This window comes from Bacillus sp. FJAT-53060, assembly GCF_037104745.1.
GTDB classification, from domain to species: domain Bacteria; phylum Bacillota; class Bacilli; order Bacillales; family Bacillaceae; genus Bacillus; species Bacillus stratosphericus_B.
This window is the reverse complement of record NZ_JBAWSW010000027.1, coordinates 23,506-39,376: the sequence shown is the minus strand read 5'-3', so window position 1 is coordinate 39,376 and position 15,871 is coordinate 23,506. Positions and strand designations below refer to the sequence as shown.

Genomic DNA, 15,871 nt, shown 5'->3' with positions numbered 1-15,871 from the left:
AATTCTTTAGAATAGTGTTGAAATTGTTGTCCCTTTCTAGCCATAAAAAATCCCCTCCAAGTATAGTGTAACAGCCAAGATATGTTCTTGGGCTTTTTACACTGTCTACTTAGAGGGGATAATATCAGAGAATCGGTCTTTTTGTTGCATATCACATGAGCTCCCCACATAAAATGTACAAACTGTTTGTATGTAAAGGGTGATCTCATGAAAAGAGTGGACGAGTATCGAAAGAAGGTAGCACAGCGCCGGAAAACGAAGAATCCGGCTGGTTCTCCCAAAAAGACGGTTTTCAAGAAAAAAGACGATATCCCGCCGTGGGTCATGCTGTCAGAGGAAGAAAAGCATTCTGGATCATCTTCCTATGAGACGTCTCACCAGACACAAAAGTATCGGCATCCGCTATTTAACCCCAATACCTTTGTGCTCAAATGCTTACTTTCTTCTTCTCTTGTGTTGATTGCAGCCATTTCATTTAAAGGTCAGACTGGCCCTTTTCAGCAGCTAAAGCCGATGATCAGTCAAACCTTTGAACAAGATTTTCAATTTGCGGCTGCCAATCGTTGGTTTGAGAAAATCTTGGGGAACCCACTTGCCTTTTTCACCGAGAAAAAGGAAGGCCAAAAAGACGCACAAGCCAATCAAGAGCTGGCTGTACCTGCTTCTGGAAAGGTGCAAGAATCATTTACACAAAATGGTGCAGGTGTCAAAATTGAAACATCCGCTGAAGCCATTGATAGTATGAAAGAAGGCTATGTTGTAGAGGTGAAAAAGAAAAGCGACACAGGGCTAACAGTGGTTGTGCAACATGCGGATAACAGCTACAGTTGGTACGGTCAATTAAAAGATGCTTATGTGGCCTTATACGATTTTGTCGATAAGGGTGAAAAAGTTGGTCAAATTTTGCTTGATAATAAAGGGAAGGGCACTTATTACTTTGCCATTAAGCAAAATGAACAGTTCATCGACCCCATTCAGGTGATGACCTTTGAATAGATGGCTGCTCATGCTGACGAAAATTCACATTCATCCGCTTCTTTGGATTGTGATGGCGTTTGCGATTCTTTCAGGTCAAATCAAGCCGCTGCTTTGTCTGCTCATTATCGTCTGTGTCCATGAGCTTGGCCATGCAGCGGTTGCTTGCTATTATCATTGGCGTATTCGGCGGGTTTTTTTACTGCCCTTTGGCGGGGCTGTAGAAGTAGAAGAGCATGGTAACCGTCCGCTAAAAGAAGAGCTGGTAGTCATTTTATGCGGACCGCTTCAGCATGTGCCGCTTCAACTAATGGCATGGCTTCTCATGGAAGCCTCTCTTCTTTCATATGATGTCTTTACGATGTTCACTTTTTATAATATGACGATCTTTCTTGTGAACCTTCTTCCTATTTGGCCACTTGATGGCGGGAAATTATTCTTTTTGCTCTTATCTGCTTTTTACCCTTTCCAACGTGCGCATGCCCTTGCGATAAAAGGATCACTTGTCTTTTTCATTCTTTTGACAGTAGGGTTACTCTGTTTTGCTCCGCTGCAATTCAATGGCTGGGTGCTGCTCACTTTTTTAGCGTATTCCCTTGTGATGGAACACCGGCAGCGGCACTACGTCAGGCTTCGTTTTTTATTAGAACGATATTACGGTAAAAAAGAGCAAAAGGTAGAAAAACTCATTCCGCTGAAAGCCAGTGCTGAGGAGAAAATATACGAAGTGATGGCTCGTTTCCAAAGGGGCTGTAAGCATCCGATTATTATCGAAAGAAACGGTGTGAAAATGAGCCAGCTTGATGAAAATGAACTGCTCCATGCTTATTTTTCAGATCGGAGAACCACCTCCTCGATGGAAGAGCTTCTTTTACCGTACTAATGGTAAAATACATTGACATTCTGCGTCTAGTTTGGTATATTTTTTAATGTTATGGATATGTAGCACCCGTGCTACAACCGCGCGGAGCAGGTGTAAAGTGCCTATGGCCCCCTGTATTCGGCGAGTCTGAGTTTATTAGGAGGTGCAGAGATGTACGCAATTATCGAAACTGGTGGTAAACAAATCAAAGTTGAAGAAGGCCAAACTTTCTATGTTGAAAAACTAGCTGCTGATGCAGGTGAAACAGTTACTTTCGAAAACGTATTGTTTGTCGGCGGAGACACTGTCAAAGTGGGTAACCCTTCAGTTGCTGGAGCAACAGTAACGGCTAAAGTTGAAAAACAAGGTCGTGGTAAGAAAATTACTGTGTTCAAGTACAAACCGAAGAAAAACAACCACAAAAAACAAGGTCATCGTCAACCTTACACTAAAGTTGTTATTGAAAAAATCAACGCTTAAGGCGTGTGAGTGATATGATCAAAGCAATCATTACTCGGTCAACAGCAGATGAAAGCATTACGTCTTTTCAGATGACTGGACATGCCGAGTTTGCTGAAAAAGGTCAGGATCTCGTTTGTGCAGGTGTATCTGCTGTTGTTTTTGGCTCTGTCAATTCAATTATTGCATTGACACGAATTGATCCACTGCTCGATATAGGAGACGAAGGCGGGTATTTCTCTTTTGACTTGCCGGCTGATACAGATCCAGTATCCTTTGAAAAAGCCCAGCTGCTTTTAGAAGGCATGGTCGTTTCTTTAGAGACAATCGAACGAGATTATCACGATTATGTGAGAATATTAACAAAAAAATAGGAGGTGAAACTTCATGCTTAGATTAGATCTTCAATTTTTCGCATCTAAAAAAGGGGTAGGTTCTACAAAGAACGGACGTGACTCTGAGTCTAAACGATTAGGCGCTAAACGTGCTGATGGTCAATTCGTAACTGGTGGTTCTATCCTTTATCGTCAACGTGGAACGAAAATCTATCCAGGTGAAAACGTTGGACGAGGAGGCGACGACACTCTTTTCGCTAAAATCGACGGAACGGTTAAATTCGAACGTTTTGGTCGTGACCGTAAAAAAGTGAGCGTATATCCTGCGGCACAATAATTGCTAAAAACTCCGGTCATTGACTGGAGTTTTTTTCACTATTCAGGAAAATTTTGCACTTTTTACAAGTGGTACCGAAGATGATAAAAGAAGATGCACTCCATAAATATCAAAGAACGTTTGCTGACTTTGCCTCATTTTCTCCTATTCGATCAGAAAAAACAACCTTTCCTCACATAACTATTGTTTTTCTAAGCTGCCTTCTCTGTTATAATTCAGAGAGACATAGTGATGATAAGACTCCTAAAAAAGAGACCAAACGATTGGGAGTGCGATAATGGAAGAGATACCAAGTAAACAAAACGAAAAATTAACTCACATTGCATTAACAAATGATTTGATCTATCTGCTTAGTCGTTCAAGACACGACTGGATGAATAAACTGCAGCTGATCAAAGGAAACTTAACATTAGAAAAATATGACCGAGTGTTTGAAATTATAGAAGAAATGGTCATTGAAGCACAGCATGAATCCAAACTCTCAAATTTAAAAATTCCCCAATTGGCCCATTATTTTCTAACATTTAATTGGGAGTCGCATTTTATCACCCTAGAATATGAAGTGCTTGGTGAAACACGAGACTTATCAGCATATGAATCGCAGCTGCTAACGGTATCAAGGGAGTTGTTTACGATATTCGATCAATCAGTTTGCCAAAAAACTGAAAATCATTTAACGGTCACGCTCCAAACAGATCATGAAGAGAATGATGTGGTCTTATATTTTGATTTCAAAGGGAAAGTAACAACTTTGAATGGGTTAAATGCATTTCATGACGCAAATTATCCATATATGAATATAACGCAATTTCATGTGACGTCTCATGAGTCCATGATTGAGCTTTGTTTGAGGCAAGAACGAGATATGTGATGCAGAGAAACGGAGGAAGTTATGTTTGTAGATCAGGTTAAAGTGTATGTTAAAGGCGGTGACGGCGGAAACGGTATGGTGGCGTTCCGTCGTGAAAAATATGTACCAAAAGGCGGGCCTGCAGGTGGCGACGGCGGAAATGGCGCAGATGTTGTATTTGAAGTGGACGAAGGGCTCAGAACGTTGATGGACTTTCGTTATAAACGCCATTTCAAGGCTGATCGCGGCGAGCACGGGATGAGTAAAAACCAGCATGGCCGAAATGCGGAAGAAATGGTCGTTAAAGTTCCACCGGGCACGGTTGTGACTGATGCAGAGACAGAACAAGTATTAGCTGACTTAACAGAGCATGGGCAGCGGGCAGTCATTGCAAAAGGCGGACGAGGCGGACGTGGAAATACACGATTTGCTACACCAGCAAACCCTGCACCACAGCTTTCTGAAAACGGTGAGCCAGGTAAAGAACGTGACGTAATCTTAGAATTAAAAGTGCTTGCAGATGTGGGACTCGTTGGTTTCCCAAGTGTTGGTAAGTCGACGCTACTTTCGATTGTCTCTTCTGCGAAACCGAAAATTGCAGATTATCATTTTACAACGATTGTGCCGAACCTAGGAGTTGTCGAGACAGATGATAACAGAAGCTTTGTCATGGCGGATCTGCCAGGACTGATTGAAGGAGCGCACCAAGGTGTTGGCTTAGGTCATCAATTTTTACGTCATATTGAGCGGACACGTGTTATTGTCCATGTCATTGATATGTCTGGACTTGAAGGACGTGACCCATACCAAGACTACGTGACGATTAATGAAGAGCTTGAGCAATACAATATGAGATTGACAGAGCGTCCGCAAATTATTGTTGCCAACAAAATGGACATGCCAGATGCAGCTGATAATTTACCCTCATTTAAAGAAAAACTAACCGATGACCATCAAGTGTTTCCGATTAGTTCGATCACAAGAGAAGGGCTTCGTGAGCTCTTATTTGAAATCGCCAATCAGCTTGAAACAACACCGGAGTTCCCGCTCTATAATGAAGATGAGCTATCTGATAACCGTGTGATGTACAAGTTTGATGAAGGAGAAGCACCATTTAAAATCTCAAAAGATTCTTGTGGTACGTTTGTCTTAACTGGTAAGGCACTTGAGAGACTTTTTAAGATGACAGACTTCTCAAGAGATGAATCAGTTAAACGTTTCTCCAGACAATTGCGCGGAATGGGTGTCGATGATGCCTTACGTGAGCGTGGTGCGAAAGATGGCGACATCATTCGTCTGCTTGAATTTGAATTTGAATTTATTGATTGATCTCAAGGAGGGTCCAGTCCATGGGCTCTCCCGTTTTTAAAAGGGGAGAAAACAGGTGAAAGAAGAAACGTTCTATTTAGTGAGAGAGGATGTACTTCCAGATGCGATGCGAAAAACGCTTGAAGTCAAAAAGCTGCTTGATCGCAAAAAAGCGGATTCAGTTGCCGATGCTGTTCAAAAAGCGGATTTAAGCCGTAGTGCTTTTTATAAATATCGAGATGCTGTTTTTCCGTTTTATACGATGGTCAAAGAGCAGATCATCACATTGTTTTTCCATCTTGAGGACCGGTCTGGAGCTCTGTCTAGGCTGCTTCAAATTGTGGCTGACTCTGGCTGTAATGTGCTATCCATTCACCAAACCATTCCGCTGCAAGGAAGAGCGAATGTCACCCTATCGATCAGTACGGCTGGCATGGCAGATGATATCAATACAGTCATGAATCAATTAAGAAAACTTGAGTTTGTCGAAAAAGTTGAAATTCTAGGTTCTGGGGCGTAAAAGGAGAGATCATAGCAAATGAAGCAATTAACTGTAGGTTATTTTGGACCAGAGGCAACATTTACTCATTTGGCCGTATGCTCTTGCTTTCCAAAAGATGCAGTGCAGCGGGCCTATGCAACGATTCCGCAATGTATGGATGCTGTGTCAAAGGGTGAAGTAGATTTGGCTGTCGTTCCGCTTGAAAATGCACTTGAAGGATCTGTCAACTTAACGATTGATTATTTAATCCATGAAGACGCACTGTCCATTGTTGGTGAAATGACAGCACCGATTCGGCAGCACCTGCTTGTCCATCCGTCAAGAGCGGAGAGCTGGGAGACATTAGATGTCATTCAGTCACATCCACATGCGATTGCTCAATGTCATCAATTTTTGAAAAAGCAGTACCCTGAAATTCCGCACAGACCAGTGGAATCAACAGGCTTTGCAGCGAAATACATTAGTGAGCATCCAGATGAAGCTGTTGGTGCGATTGCCAATGAGATTGCCGCAAAAACGTACGGATTGACCATTGCGAAAAAAGACATTCATGATTATCCACACAATCATACACGCTTTGTTATTTTACATAAACACCTTAAGGCATCGTTCCCAATGAATTTGGGGTTTATTTCAAAGCCCAAAACCACTATTGTTGTTAGTCTGCCAAAGGATGACCAATCAGGCGCATTACATCGCGTGTTATCTGCTTTTTCTTGGCGGAATCTCAACTTGTCAAAAATTGAATCTCGTCCGACAAAAACAGGTCTTGGACACTATTTATTTATCATTGATATCGAAAAAGAGATGGATGATGTACTTGTCCCTGGGGCGATTCAAGAATTAGAAACGATTGGCTGCGAGGTTAAGCTGCTTGGCAGCTACCAAACATATGAGTTAATAAATGAAAAATAGTGTCCCGTTAGGACACTATTTTTTAATCTGTAATCAGAAATCCAGCTTCATCTAGCGTTTGTATCGCTTGGTCTAGTTGCTTTTGACTATAGGAAGTGAGGGTATGTAAATGTACGCCACCTGTAAGCTCTGACAAGTAGGAGGCGCCTGTGTTTGAAATGTGATGAACGAAGTCAGCTACTTGTTTGCGTGTGCTGACGCAAATAGAGGCGGTCAGCTCACCGTAGACTGGGTGCTCTATGATGACGTCTTTCACTGTCACGCCAAAATCGACTATCAGTGTCAGCTCCTCTTCTGTACGATGAGGATCGTGCTTGCAAGCAATAATTTGTTCAATTTCAGTTTCAGGTGCATGCTTTGGCGTCAAATACACATAGCCTTGGCTTGTGGCAAAAATGGGTTCGTTTTTTGCTTTTAGTAATGAGATATCTTGTACAATCACTTGTCGTGATACAGCGGCTTTTTTAGCTAAAAAACTTCCTGTGAGGGGTGTATCTGTTTCTTTCAGCCACTCTAAAATGGCACTTCTTCTTTCTTCGCCAATGAGTTTCTTCTCATGCTCCACGTCTTATTCTCCTTTCTTCTCCTTTTGCAGGTTCTCAAATGTATGCAAAAGCTGATCGATGTCATCTTTTGATGACCGTCGTCCAAATGATATGCGAATGAATTGAAGGGCATCACGATGTGATAGACGCAGTGCCTTTACAGCAGGGGAAGGATGATGGTAACCAGAAGCACATGCGCTTCCGGTGGATATACAAATCCCATGCCGGTTACATGCTAACATTACATATTGTCCTTCAAACCCTTCAAAAAAACAACCAATAATATGAGGCAACATACGGCGTTCGTCATCGTATTGAAACGTACGGACAGGTAGCTGTCGTTTTTTTAGCTGCTGAAGAAAATAATCACGAAGCTGTCCATCCCTCTTGTGCTGCTCATCTAGCTTCAACATGGTTTGTTCGCTCGCAGCAACAAAAGCACCAATGCACGGAACGTTCACAGTTCCCGGACGAAAGCCGTTTTCCTGCACAGAACCTGCATATAGAGGCTTCCAAGGGACACACGTGCCCATATAGACAGCCCCAGCGCCCTTAGGGGCATACACTTTATGACTAGAGATGGACATAGCATCAACTCCAAGCTCCTTTACGGACACACGAATCTTCCCAAATGTTTGAACTGCATCTGTATGAAAAAGAACTTGTCTTTCTTTTAAAAGAGGTGATAATTCAGCTAACGGCTGGATAATACCTGTTTCTGAGTTTGCATGCTGGATGGATACTAGTCCTGTTTCAGGCAATAAAGCTTTTTTAAGGATGTCCTGTGTGATGATCCCATCTTGATTCGGTTCTATGATCGTGACCTTCACGCCTAGGCGATGTAAGGCATTGACCGCGTGATGAACGGAAGGGTGCTCTACTGATGTTGTGATGACATGCTGTTTATGTGGAAGCAGTCCATTCATAATGGATTGAATCGCAAGAATATTCGATTCAGTTCCGCCGCTTGTAAAGTAAATGCCTCCAGGTTCGGCCTCAAGTATCGTAGCAAGTGATTGTCTGCTGTAGGCTAATATTTCATTTGCTCTTCCCCCAGCATCATGAAGGCTGCTTGCATTCCCGTAACAATCTTTGCTTAGCTGCTGGAATACATGAAGCGCTTCTTCAGAAACAGGTGTAGAAGCTGCATAATCTAAATAGACCAAACCGATCCATCTCCTGTATGAAAATTTTTTCTTGTATTTATTGTAGTCTTGTGTAATGATATGTGTCAAGACAGGTGTAAATGACAGGGGGGTTGATTGTGTCATCAATCAAAAAAGTCATTGTGGTGGGGGCAGGCATTGCTGCACTTTCCTTTGCGAAAACCATCTCAGAAAACTGCCAAGTTATCATGATGACAAAAAAACAATTTTCCTCTAGTAATTCCATGCTGGCACAAGGAGGCATTGCTGCTGCCTTTTCAGCCCAAGATTCAGTCCAGCAACATGTGCAAGATACGCTAGCTGCTGGATGTGATCATAATGATGACAAAACCGTACAGGAGTTGCTGCTTCTTGGAAAACATCTTGTGAAGGAGCTAGTGGCGGAAGGCTGTCTATTTGATCTCAATGAGGAGGGACTCCCGCAGCTAGGTAAAGAGGGAGCTCACACATCTAACCGCATTCTACATGCAGGAGGAGATCAAACAGGGAAAGCCCTCGTGCAGTTTCTGAAAAGTCAGCTTGGCTCACATATTCATTTATACGAATATCATCATGTCATGGATCTACTAGTCCATGAAGGGAAATGTACTGGAGTAGTGTGGAAAGACGAGAAAGGACATGTGCATACAATGACCGCAGATGCAGTTGTTCTATCGACTGGTGGCTGTGGAAACCTCTATGAGATGAACACAAATGATCCTTCTGTAACAGGCGATGGTCTACTGCTGGCTTATCGCGCTGGAGCACAATTAGTGGATCTTGAATTTGTTCAATTTCACCCGACCCTTTTGACGATCGCTGGAAAAGCAGTTGGTCTCGTTTCAGAGGCAGTGCGAGGTGAGGGAGCATACTTAGAAGATGAAACAGGCAGGCGGATTATGGAAGGCATTCATCCACAGAAAGATTTAGCTCCTAGGGACATCGTCGCTAGAGCTATTTTTCATGAGCAGCAGGCGGGTCATCATATTTATCTCAATATACATGATATTCCGCACTTTCCTACGCGTTTTCCAGTAATCTATGAGATGTGTTTGCGGGCAGGAATCGATATGGTAAGCGGTCGGCTACCAGTCTCCCCCGGCATGCACTTTTTAATGGGAGGAATCAAGGTCAATGAACATGGTGAAACGACCGTTCAATCGTTGTTTGCTATTGGTGAAGCGGCTTGTACAGGATTACATGGCGCCAACCGGTTGGCGAGTAATTCTCTTTTAGAAGGTCTTGTGTTAGGAAATAAAGCGGCTAGGCGAATTGAGCATATGTCAAAACGGCAAAAAGCGATCTCAACTTTTCCTCTTCAAGAAGTGTGGTCTGTTCCAAATATCTCAGAGGCTCAGCTCAGAAACTGGATGACAGTATATGCCTCAATTGTTAGGGATGAAAAAGGCTTGCAAACCTTGCTGGATAAATTGGAACGTGTCTCTTTTCAGCAAATTAATGTGAAAGATATCACAAATGAGCAGATAGAATTAAGCAATCAATGGTCATTAGCTATCTGCCTTGCAAAGTCTGCACTACTTCGTACAGAAAGCAGAGGCGGGCATTATCGCATGGATTATCCATATAGAGATGATGTCTTATGGCGAGGAAAACAGATTGTACATGAAAAGGGCCACATTCACATCATGGAAAATGAAAGGATCAGTGCCAAATGGAACGTTTACAGTTAAAACAAATGCTTACTCATTTTTTAAAAGAAGATATTGGCTTTGGAGATGTGTCAGCTGATGCCATCTTTGGAGACAAGAGAGGAACAGCTTACATCATCGCCAAACAATCGGGGGTATTGGCAGGATCACAAGTCATTGAAACAGGGTACCATCTGCTGAATGAAAAGATTCATACTGAGCTCTTTCTCCAGGAAGGAGACTGGATTCATTCAGGGGCTGTACTGGCTCAAATAAGAGGTCCGGTCAATGACTTGCTAAAAGGGGAGCGGGTCATTCTCAATATGTTGCAGCGAATGACAGGTATTTCCACATTGACGCATGAAGCGGTGCAAAGATTAGCTGATCCGTCTATTATGATTTGTGATACGAGAAAAACGACACCCGGATTACGGATGTTAGAGAAATACGCCGTGAAAGTAGGGGGCGGAAAGAATCATCGCTTCGGCTTATCGGATGGTGTCATGATTAAAGATAATCATATTGCTGCATGTGGATCTATTCGGGAAGCTGTAGAAAAGGCAAGAGCATACGTTGGTCATATGGTGAAAATTGAAGTGGAAATTGAATCAGAAGCGCAGCTCAAGGAAGCAATTGCAGCAAAAGCAGATGTCATCATGTTTGATAACTGCTCCCCAGCCCAAGTAAAGCACTTTAAACAAATGACACCTGAAACAATCCTCACAGAGGCATCAGGAGGAATTACGTTAGAGACTTTGCCAAGCTACCGGGGAACCGGTGTAGACATCATTTCCCTTGGTTTCCTGACACATTCTGCTCCATCTTTTGACTTTAGTATGAATATGGAATTTAGCCACAAAGGGGGAACGACTCATGTCCATGCTTGATGTACTAGCGAATCAACACGCGGCCATGATGCCAGATGAATATAAACACCGCTCTTATGAAGAGATGAAACAGCGTGTTTTAGATATCAAACGAGCTTTCGGTTCAAAGCTATTTATACCGGGGCATCATTATCAAAAGGATGAGGTCATCCAGTTTGCAGATGCAACAGGAGATTCATTGCAGCTAGCGCAAATAGCAGCTGACAATCAGGAGGCAGAATACATTGTGTTCTGTGGTGTCCATTTTATGGCGGAAACGGCTGATATGCTGTCAAAAAAAAATCAGCATGTTTTATTGCCAGATATGAGAGCAGGCTGCTCGATGGCAGATATGGCGAACATGAAACAAACGGAAAGAGCATGGGATAAGCTCACTGATTTGTTTGGGGATACGATACTCCCGCTTACTTATGTGAACTCAACAGCTGATATTAAAGCATTTGTCGGTAAGCATGGTGGATCGACCGTTACATCTTCAAACGCTAAAAAAGTAATGGAGTGGGTGCTTACGCAAAAAGAGAGGGTTCTTTTTCTCCCAGATCAGCATTTAGGGCGTAATACGGCCTTTGATTTAGGTATACCGCTAGAAGAAATGGCTGTCTGGGATCAAATAGAAGAAAAGCTTATCACCGATCAGCCGCTTCATCACATTAAAATGATTTTATGGAAAGGGCATTGCTCAGTACATGAGAAGTTTACAGTTCAGAATATTGACGAAACAAGAAAAAAGGATCGTGACATTCAAATTCTTGTTCATCCAGAGTGCACGCATGAGGTGGTAAGGGCTTCTGATCTAGCTGGTTCAACGAAATTTATTATCGATACCATCAATCAGGCTCCAGCCGGTAGTAAGTGGGCGATTGGAACAGAAATGAATTTAGTTAAACGCATCATGGACCAGCATCCAGACAAACAAATTGAATCCCTCAACCCAGATATGTGTCCATGTTTGACAATGAACCGTATTGATTTGCCTCATTTGTTATGGTCACTGGAAAGCATTGAGAAGGGTAAGCCGGTCGGTTTGATTCAGGTCAATGAAGACATCACAAAAGACGCTTTGCTTGCATTGAATAAAATGCTCAACATGAAATAAAAATGAAGCCTCCCCTCCTATCAGAAACAAGTTTTTATCATATCGGCTTGTAAATATGCATAAATTTATGTTGAAACATAATGTACTTCTGACATAACCGCTACGTTCACGTTTTGCATAGGAGGGGAAAACGTTGAAAATTCATATTGTGCAAAAAGGAGACTCCCTTTGGAAGATTTCAAAGAAATACGGAGTTGACTTTCAAGAATTAAAAAAGCTAAATTCACAGCTCAGTAATCCAGATTTGATCATGCCTGGTATGAAAATCAAGATTCCATCTAGTGGTGTTCCTGTAAAAACAGATCATCACAAAGCGAAAGAAATGCCAAATCTGAAAGAACATCCGTATGTGAAAGAAAAGCCAAAGGATGTCGTGCAAGTGCAAGATACGAAGCCGAAGGAAAAGCCTAATGAACCGGTACCTTATGTACCGCCAGTCCCAAAGGTCGAGCAGCCCGTTTTTCCGCAAGTGGATGTGAACTATTATCAGACCAATCTCTACCAGCCATTTACGCCTCCTCCCAAAAAAGAACATGAGAAAAAAGATCACATTCATGAGAAGAAAGACCACAAGGACCATTCTCATCATGAAAACAAGGATCATATGAAAGATGAAGTTGTGAAGGGGTATGATCCATTCATTCATATTCCTCATCAAAAAGAGGAGGGAAAAGATATGGAACACGACAATAACCTAAACAATAACTTAAATATTCCTAATTTTCCACAGATGCCGAATGTTGGAGGGGCAGCAGTAGGGGGAATGGCTGATAACAAAGAACATCATCAGCAGCATCTACATGAGCATTATGATCCATATTATGGTTATGGTCAATACATGCCTGCTATGTATCCATGTCCGCAGCAAATGATGCCAGCATCACCTATTTTACCTGGATCAGGACTTTGTTATCCGGTTCAGCCATATTATCACCATCATATGATGATGCCGTTTCCATACCCTGCTCAGCCGTATTACCCTGCCTATCAAGCACCAGTTTTCAACGGGGAAAATCATGAGCATCATGCGAACGACGGACAACACTGGCACCACCATATGCATCCAAATGCCAACGCAAATGCGAACGTCAATCAAGGGTTTTATCCAAACGCTTCAAATGAAGCATATGTCAAGGAAGACTGCGGTTGCGATGACGGCATGAAGCACCATCACCAGCCATGGCCTGGATATTATCCAAATTCTGCTACTCATGGCCAAATGGGTGATCCAGCACAGCCTTACATGCAGTCATATCCCAATCAGTCTGTATTCGCAAGACCAGAAGAAGACAAAGAAGATTAATGACAGAAGGGACGATCTCAATCGTTCCTTTTTTTGTTTATAAATGACAGCTTGTTTTTCCCCTTAACTGTACATGCTAAAACAGAGCCTGTTTCTCGCTCATAAGATTGAATTTGTACAGGGGGTTTTTCGTTTGAGACAAAAATGGCAAAAAACGATCGCATTAGTGCTTCTTCCTATTGGATTAACTGCATGTGGTACAAATGACAATGCTGGTGTAGATACACGCTATAATCAATCAGGCCAGCCGGTTGGTTATTACTCAAATCAACAAGCGACAGACAACAATCAAGATCATCAAGGCCCAATTTCTGAACTCATGGAAGGAATGAACGGAAATACAACGAATATTGATTATCGTTCACGTCCTCAAGCCAATGATCGAATACCTCTCACAGGCGGCGATGGTCGCTACAGTCATGGAGATATGAATTATCATGATCAAATGTCGTTCTCTGGCTACGACAAACAAGAGAATGTGCAGCGTTCACGAAAAATCGCAAATCGCGTAAATAAAATGGACCATGTAGCAGACTCACAAGTCATGGTCACGGATGAAAATGTGTATATTGCCATTAAATCAGATGGGCGCTTGACATCAGAGGGAGTATCACAAGTAGAAGAAGCAGCGACTCGTTATGCGGATGGAAGAGCTGTCCAAGTCATCAAAGACGAAGGTACATTTACACGCTTTAGAGATATGAGAAAAACACAATTTGAATCAGGCCAAGCAGGCATGACTCGATAGTTATTTCAGATTTGATCGAAATGAGAAGGAAAGATGATGATGCATAGAAATCTGGATATCATGATCATCGGTGTAGCTAGGGGAAAGGAACTATTTTCCTGAATTTTCTAGGGGTGCCCCTTCAAGTGGGCTGAGAGAGAAGTAGAGCTTCTTGATTTGGCTCGTACCAGCGTGAGGAAGTCGAAGATGATTACATGTGAATGACAATCATGTTTTTTTCTGACGAAGAAACCAGGTTCTCAACATAGAGCCTGGTTTTTTGCTGCTCCTGATTCCATCCTGTCCCATGACAAGAAGAGAAGGAGAGACAGCAAATGAAAGAAAAGAAAGATGTTCTATCAAACCAAACATTTCGATCAAGCTTTGATGGCATTCAAACAGGACAAAGTTTGTTTTTCTGTAGATGTTCGTTTCTTCTTTTTTTCAATACTTTGAAAAAAATTTAAGCGTCTTGTGTTTGAAAGGAAAGAAGCAGGGGAAACAAGTTGTATAGAGAATGAATGAAAAGAGCTGACCTATCCGGTGAGCGAACAAGAAGGAGTGGAAGGTGATCTTATGATGAAAGTATTTAAGGTAACATTTCATATGAACAATGGGGAAGTGCTTGAATTCGAGCTGAAACGGCCAGCTACCTATGATGTGTATAAAAAAATTGAGGAAGCCAATCATTGGTTTAAGCTGAACGATGACATCATTAACTTATTAAATGTAAATAGTATCCATGTGGAAACAGAATAAAAACAGACAAGCCGCTTGAAAGGAGAGCGGCTTTTGTTATGCGGAGTAATCATTTCGATTGTTAAGCTGGCCACGAGAAAACCAATTCTTTTTGTACAAGTATGCAATCACTTCAAGCGAACCTGACGGGGCCTTCCTTTGTTAAAATCAGATTTCGCAGATGGATATCTGAAGGGATTAACCCTTTCTGACGTGCTTCTTCTAGCGCATCATCTACCTGTTCAATCATTTGTTTTTTGATCGGAATTCCCTTCGTCAGGCATTCAGAATGTGTAGCCTTTAATATATTCCATTAAAATAAACTGATCCCCAGACTCATATATCTCAGGGTAGTATAAGGAACCGAAAAGTTTTTCGTAAATTGCTGCCTCTTTGTAGGCTATATTTTGATAAGCAGGGAAAAAGACTTTTAGCGCCATTTTCATACCGTCTTTCTTTTATGAAAATACATAGGCACTTCTTCCTTTGCCGCACAGCTCAAGCTCTGCCGGTTTTAAGGCGAGCTTATTAATGAAAAACGGTCATCCGGTAGAGAAATGGGTGATATAAAACATAACATATCAAATGAAGAATATAACGAGTGACCCTTAAAACATGACCGTGTGATTGATTTGGTTAATGTTTAGAAAAATGGGTCAAACTACATATGTCAATGCATCGATCTCAAGTTCTAAAGAGGTGTAAATAGTGAAAGTGAAGATGAAATGTTTCGTTACAGGACTTATCATGACAAGTGTGCTTTTTTTTGCTGCGGATATGGAAGGAAAAGAACACTTGCAAAGAGAGTCAAAAACCATGAACGTTCAGCTTGAAAAGGTCTATCTTGACGGCGATGTGAGTATTGAAAGACACCGGGCATCATTAGAAGACAAAGACACATTTTGGGCGCGTTATAAAGGCTGGACATTGGTAGAACAGCGAGAGGATTTTGCCCTTTTTAGAAAGCAAATTGATGATATATCCCCATTAAGTAAAGCAAATGGATATATCGGATTATCAGAGGACGGTGTGATTTCTACGTTTCATGGAAGGCCTGACGGGTGGGCGGAGCCTATACATCTTTTTTTTCAAATTGATACGTCCCGTTTAGAAAGTCATGTGGAGGAGCAGCTTGAGCAAGGCATTCCTTTTCGAACAAAAGATGAATTTGAGCAGGTGCTTGAGGTCATGAAACCTTATCGAAATGAAAGATCGTTTTAAAGCGTGTGACAGCTTGC

At 42.0% G+C, this 15,871-nt stretch carries 18 protein-coding genes, 1 pseudogene and 1 other annotated feature; of the genes and pseudogenes, 16 read left to right on the top strand and 3 right to left on the bottom strand.

The genetic code is table 11. The features are described 5' to 3' along the window. Positions 1–207 precede the first annotated feature (207 nt). From WAX46_RS10995 to pheA, 9 genes are all read left to right on the top strand, one after another. A complete protein-coding gene (locus WAX46_RS10995) occupies positions 208–996 on the top strand; it encodes a M23 family metallopeptidase (RefSeq protein WP_226568067.1) in 789 nt (262 codons plus the stop codon). Further along, complete coding sequence (locus tag WAX46_RS10990) at positions 989–1,858, top strand: M50 family metallopeptidase (protein WP_226568066.1); 870 nt, start codon at positions 989–991, stop codon at positions 1,856–1,858. The genes WAX46_RS10995 and WAX46_RS10990 overlap by 8 nt, the downstream gene beginning before the upstream one ends. A 65-nt stretch (positions 1,859–1,923) precedes the next feature. After that, positions 1,924–1,996, top strand: a sequence feature (ribosomal protein L21 leader region). Between the two features lie 12 nt (positions 1,997–2,008). Beyond that, entirely contained in the window at positions 2,009–2,317 is a 309-nt protein-coding gene (rplU, locus tag WAX46_RS10985) for a 50S ribosomal protein L21 (protein ID WP_336493958.1), read from the top strand. Positions 2,318–2,331: 14 nt separating this feature from the next. After that, a complete protein-coding gene (locus tag WAX46_RS10980; protein ID WP_226568065.1) occupies positions 2,332–2,670 on the top strand; it encodes a ribosomal-processing cysteine protease Prp in 339 nt (112 codons plus the stop codon). A gap of 13 nt (positions 2,671–2,683) precedes the next feature. Continuing rightward, complete coding sequence (gene rpmA, locus WAX46_RS10975) at positions 2,684–2,968, top strand: 50S ribosomal protein L27 (RefSeq protein ID WP_003216586.1); 285 nt, start codon at positions 2,684–2,686, stop codon at positions 2,966–2,968. A 277-nt stretch (positions 2,969–3,245) separates the two neighbouring features. Beyond that, positions 3,246–3,839, top strand: a complete 594-nt coding sequence (locus WAX46_RS10970) for a sporulation initiation phosphotransferase B (RefSeq protein WP_226568064.1) — start codon at positions 3,246–3,248, stop codon at positions 3,837–3,839. Positions 3,840–3,860: 21 nt separating this feature from the next. Continuing rightward, a complete protein-coding gene (gene obgE / locus WAX46_RS10965) occupies positions 3,861–5,147 on the top strand; it encodes a GTPase ObgE (protein WP_226568063.1) in 1,287 nt (428 codons plus the stop codon). A gap of 55 nt (positions 5,148–5,202) precedes the next feature. Then, a complete protein-coding gene (locus WAX46_RS10960) occupies positions 5,203–5,646 on the top strand; it encodes an ACT domain-containing protein (RefSeq protein ID WP_008342790.1) in 444 nt (147 codons plus the stop codon). Positions 5,647–5,664: 18 nt separating this feature from the next. Continuing rightward, a complete protein-coding gene (pheA, locus tag WAX46_RS10955; protein WP_336493955.1) occupies positions 5,665–6,543 on the top strand; it encodes a prephenate dehydratase in 879 nt (292 codons plus the stop codon). Between the two features lie 22 nt (positions 6,544–6,565). Here the strand turns inward: pheA and WAX46_RS10950 are convergent, their stop codons facing one another. Both WAX46_RS10950 and WAX46_RS10945 read right to left on the bottom strand, forming a co-directional pair. After that, positions 6,566–7,108 (bottom strand): transcription repressor NadR, encoded by a 543-nt coding sequence (locus WAX46_RS10950; RefSeq protein ID WP_226568060.1) that lies wholly within the window; start codon positions 7,106–7,108, stop codon positions 6,566–6,568. A gap of 3 nt (positions 7,109–7,111) precedes the next feature. Continuing rightward, positions 7,112–8,254, bottom strand: coding sequence for an IscS subfamily cysteine desulfurase (locus tag WAX46_RS10945; RefSeq protein ID WP_336493952.1), 1,143 nt, complete (start codon positions 8,252–8,254; stop codon positions 7,112–7,114). A gap of 98 nt (positions 8,255–8,352) precedes the next feature. Here WAX46_RS10945 and nadB point away from each other — a divergent pair, with 98 nt between their 5' ends. From nadB to WAX46_RS10915, 6 genes are all read left to right on the top strand, one after another. After that, on the top strand, positions 8,353–9,924 hold the full coding sequence (nadB, locus tag WAX46_RS10940) for an L-aspartate oxidase (protein WP_336493950.1): 1,572 nt from the start codon (positions 8,353–8,355) through the stop codon (positions 9,922–9,924). Further along, the gene (gene nadC, locus WAX46_RS10935) at positions 9,906–10,769 is read left to right on the top strand and encodes a carboxylating nicotinate-nucleotide diphosphorylase (RefSeq protein ID WP_336493948.1); all 864 of its coding nucleotides are present in this window, start codon (positions 9,906–9,908) and stop codon (positions 10,767–10,769) included. Before nadB ends, nadC begins: the two co-directional genes overlap by 19 nt. Further along, the gene (nadA, locus tag WAX46_RS10930) at positions 10,756–11,865 is read left to right on the top strand and encodes a quinolinate synthase NadA (protein ID WP_226568056.1); all 1,110 of its coding nucleotides are present in this window, start codon (positions 10,756–10,758) and stop codon (positions 11,863–11,865) included. The genes nadC and nadA overlap by 14 nt, the downstream gene beginning before the upstream one ends. 133 nt (positions 11,866–11,998) lie before the next feature. Further along, positions 11,999–13,168, top strand: coding sequence for a SafA/ExsA family spore coat assembly protein (gene safA / locus WAX46_RS10925; protein WP_281430321.1), 1,170 nt, complete (start codon positions 11,999–12,001; stop codon positions 13,166–13,168). Between the two features lie 133 nt (positions 13,169–13,301). Next, positions 13,302–13,916 (top strand): YhcN/YlaJ family sporulation lipoprotein, encoded by a 615-nt coding sequence (locus WAX46_RS10920; RefSeq protein WP_226568055.1) that lies wholly within the window; start codon positions 13,302–13,304, stop codon positions 13,914–13,916. Between the two features lie 555 nt (positions 13,917–14,471). Next, complete coding sequence (locus WAX46_RS10915) at positions 14,472–14,654, top strand: hypothetical protein (protein WP_180272883.1); 183 nt, start codon at positions 14,472–14,474, stop codon at positions 14,652–14,654. Between the two features lie 36 nt (positions 14,655–14,690). Here the strand turns inward: WAX46_RS10915 and WAX46_RS10910 are convergent. Continuing rightward, positions 14,691–15,166 (bottom strand): annotated as a pseudogene (locus WAX46_RS10910) (protein kinase family protein). A 187-nt stretch (positions 15,167–15,353) separates the two neighbouring features. Here WAX46_RS10910 and WAX46_RS10905 point away from each other — a divergent pair. Beyond that, the gene (locus tag WAX46_RS10905) at positions 15,354–15,854 is read left to right on the top strand and encodes an intercompartmental signaling factor BofC (RefSeq protein ID WP_226568079.1); all 501 of its coding nucleotides are present in this window, start codon (positions 15,354–15,356) and stop codon (positions 15,852–15,854) included. The last annotated feature ends 17 nt before the right edge of the window (positions 15,855–15,871 follow it).

Coding starts and splice junctions, on each gene's coding strand:
- rpmA (WP_003216586.1), top strand. CDS start 2,684: ATGCTTAGATTAGATCTTCAATTTTTCGCATCTAAAAAAGGGGTAGGT.
- WAX46_RS10915 (WP_180272883.1), top strand. CDS start 14,472: ATGATGAAAGTATTTAAGGTAACATTTCATATGAACAATGGGGAAGTG.
- rplU (WP_336493958.1), top strand. CDS start 2,009: ATGTACGCAATTATCGAAACTGGTGGTAAACAAATCAAAGTTGAAGAA.
- WAX46_RS10980 (WP_226568065.1), top strand. CDS start 2,332: ATGATCAAAGCAATCATTACTCGGTCAACAGCAGATGAAAGCATTACG.
- WAX46_RS10995 (WP_226568067.1), top strand. CDS start 208: ATGAAAAGAGTGGACGAGTATCGAAAGAAGGTAGCACAGCGCCGGAAA.
- obgE (WP_226568063.1), top strand. CDS start 3,861: ATGTTTGTAGATCAGGTTAAAGTGTATGTTAAAGGCGGTGACGGCGGA.
- pheA (WP_336493955.1), top strand. CDS start 5,665: ATGAAGCAATTAACTGTAGGTTATTTTGGACCAGAGGCAACATTTACT.
- WAX46_RS10970 (WP_226568064.1), top strand. CDS start 3,246: ATGGAAGAGATACCAAGTAAACAAAACGAAAAATTAACTCACATTGCA.
- nadC (WP_336493948.1), top strand. CDS start 9,906: ATGGAACGTTTACAGTTAAAACAAATGCTTACTCATTTTTTAAAAGAA.
- nadA (WP_226568056.1), top strand. CDS start 10,756: ATGTCCATGCTTGATGTACTAGCGAATCAACACGCGGCCATGATGCCA.
- WAX46_RS10905 (WP_226568079.1), top strand. CDS start 15,354: ATGAAATGTTTCGTTACAGGACTTATCATGACAAGTGTGCTTTTTTTT.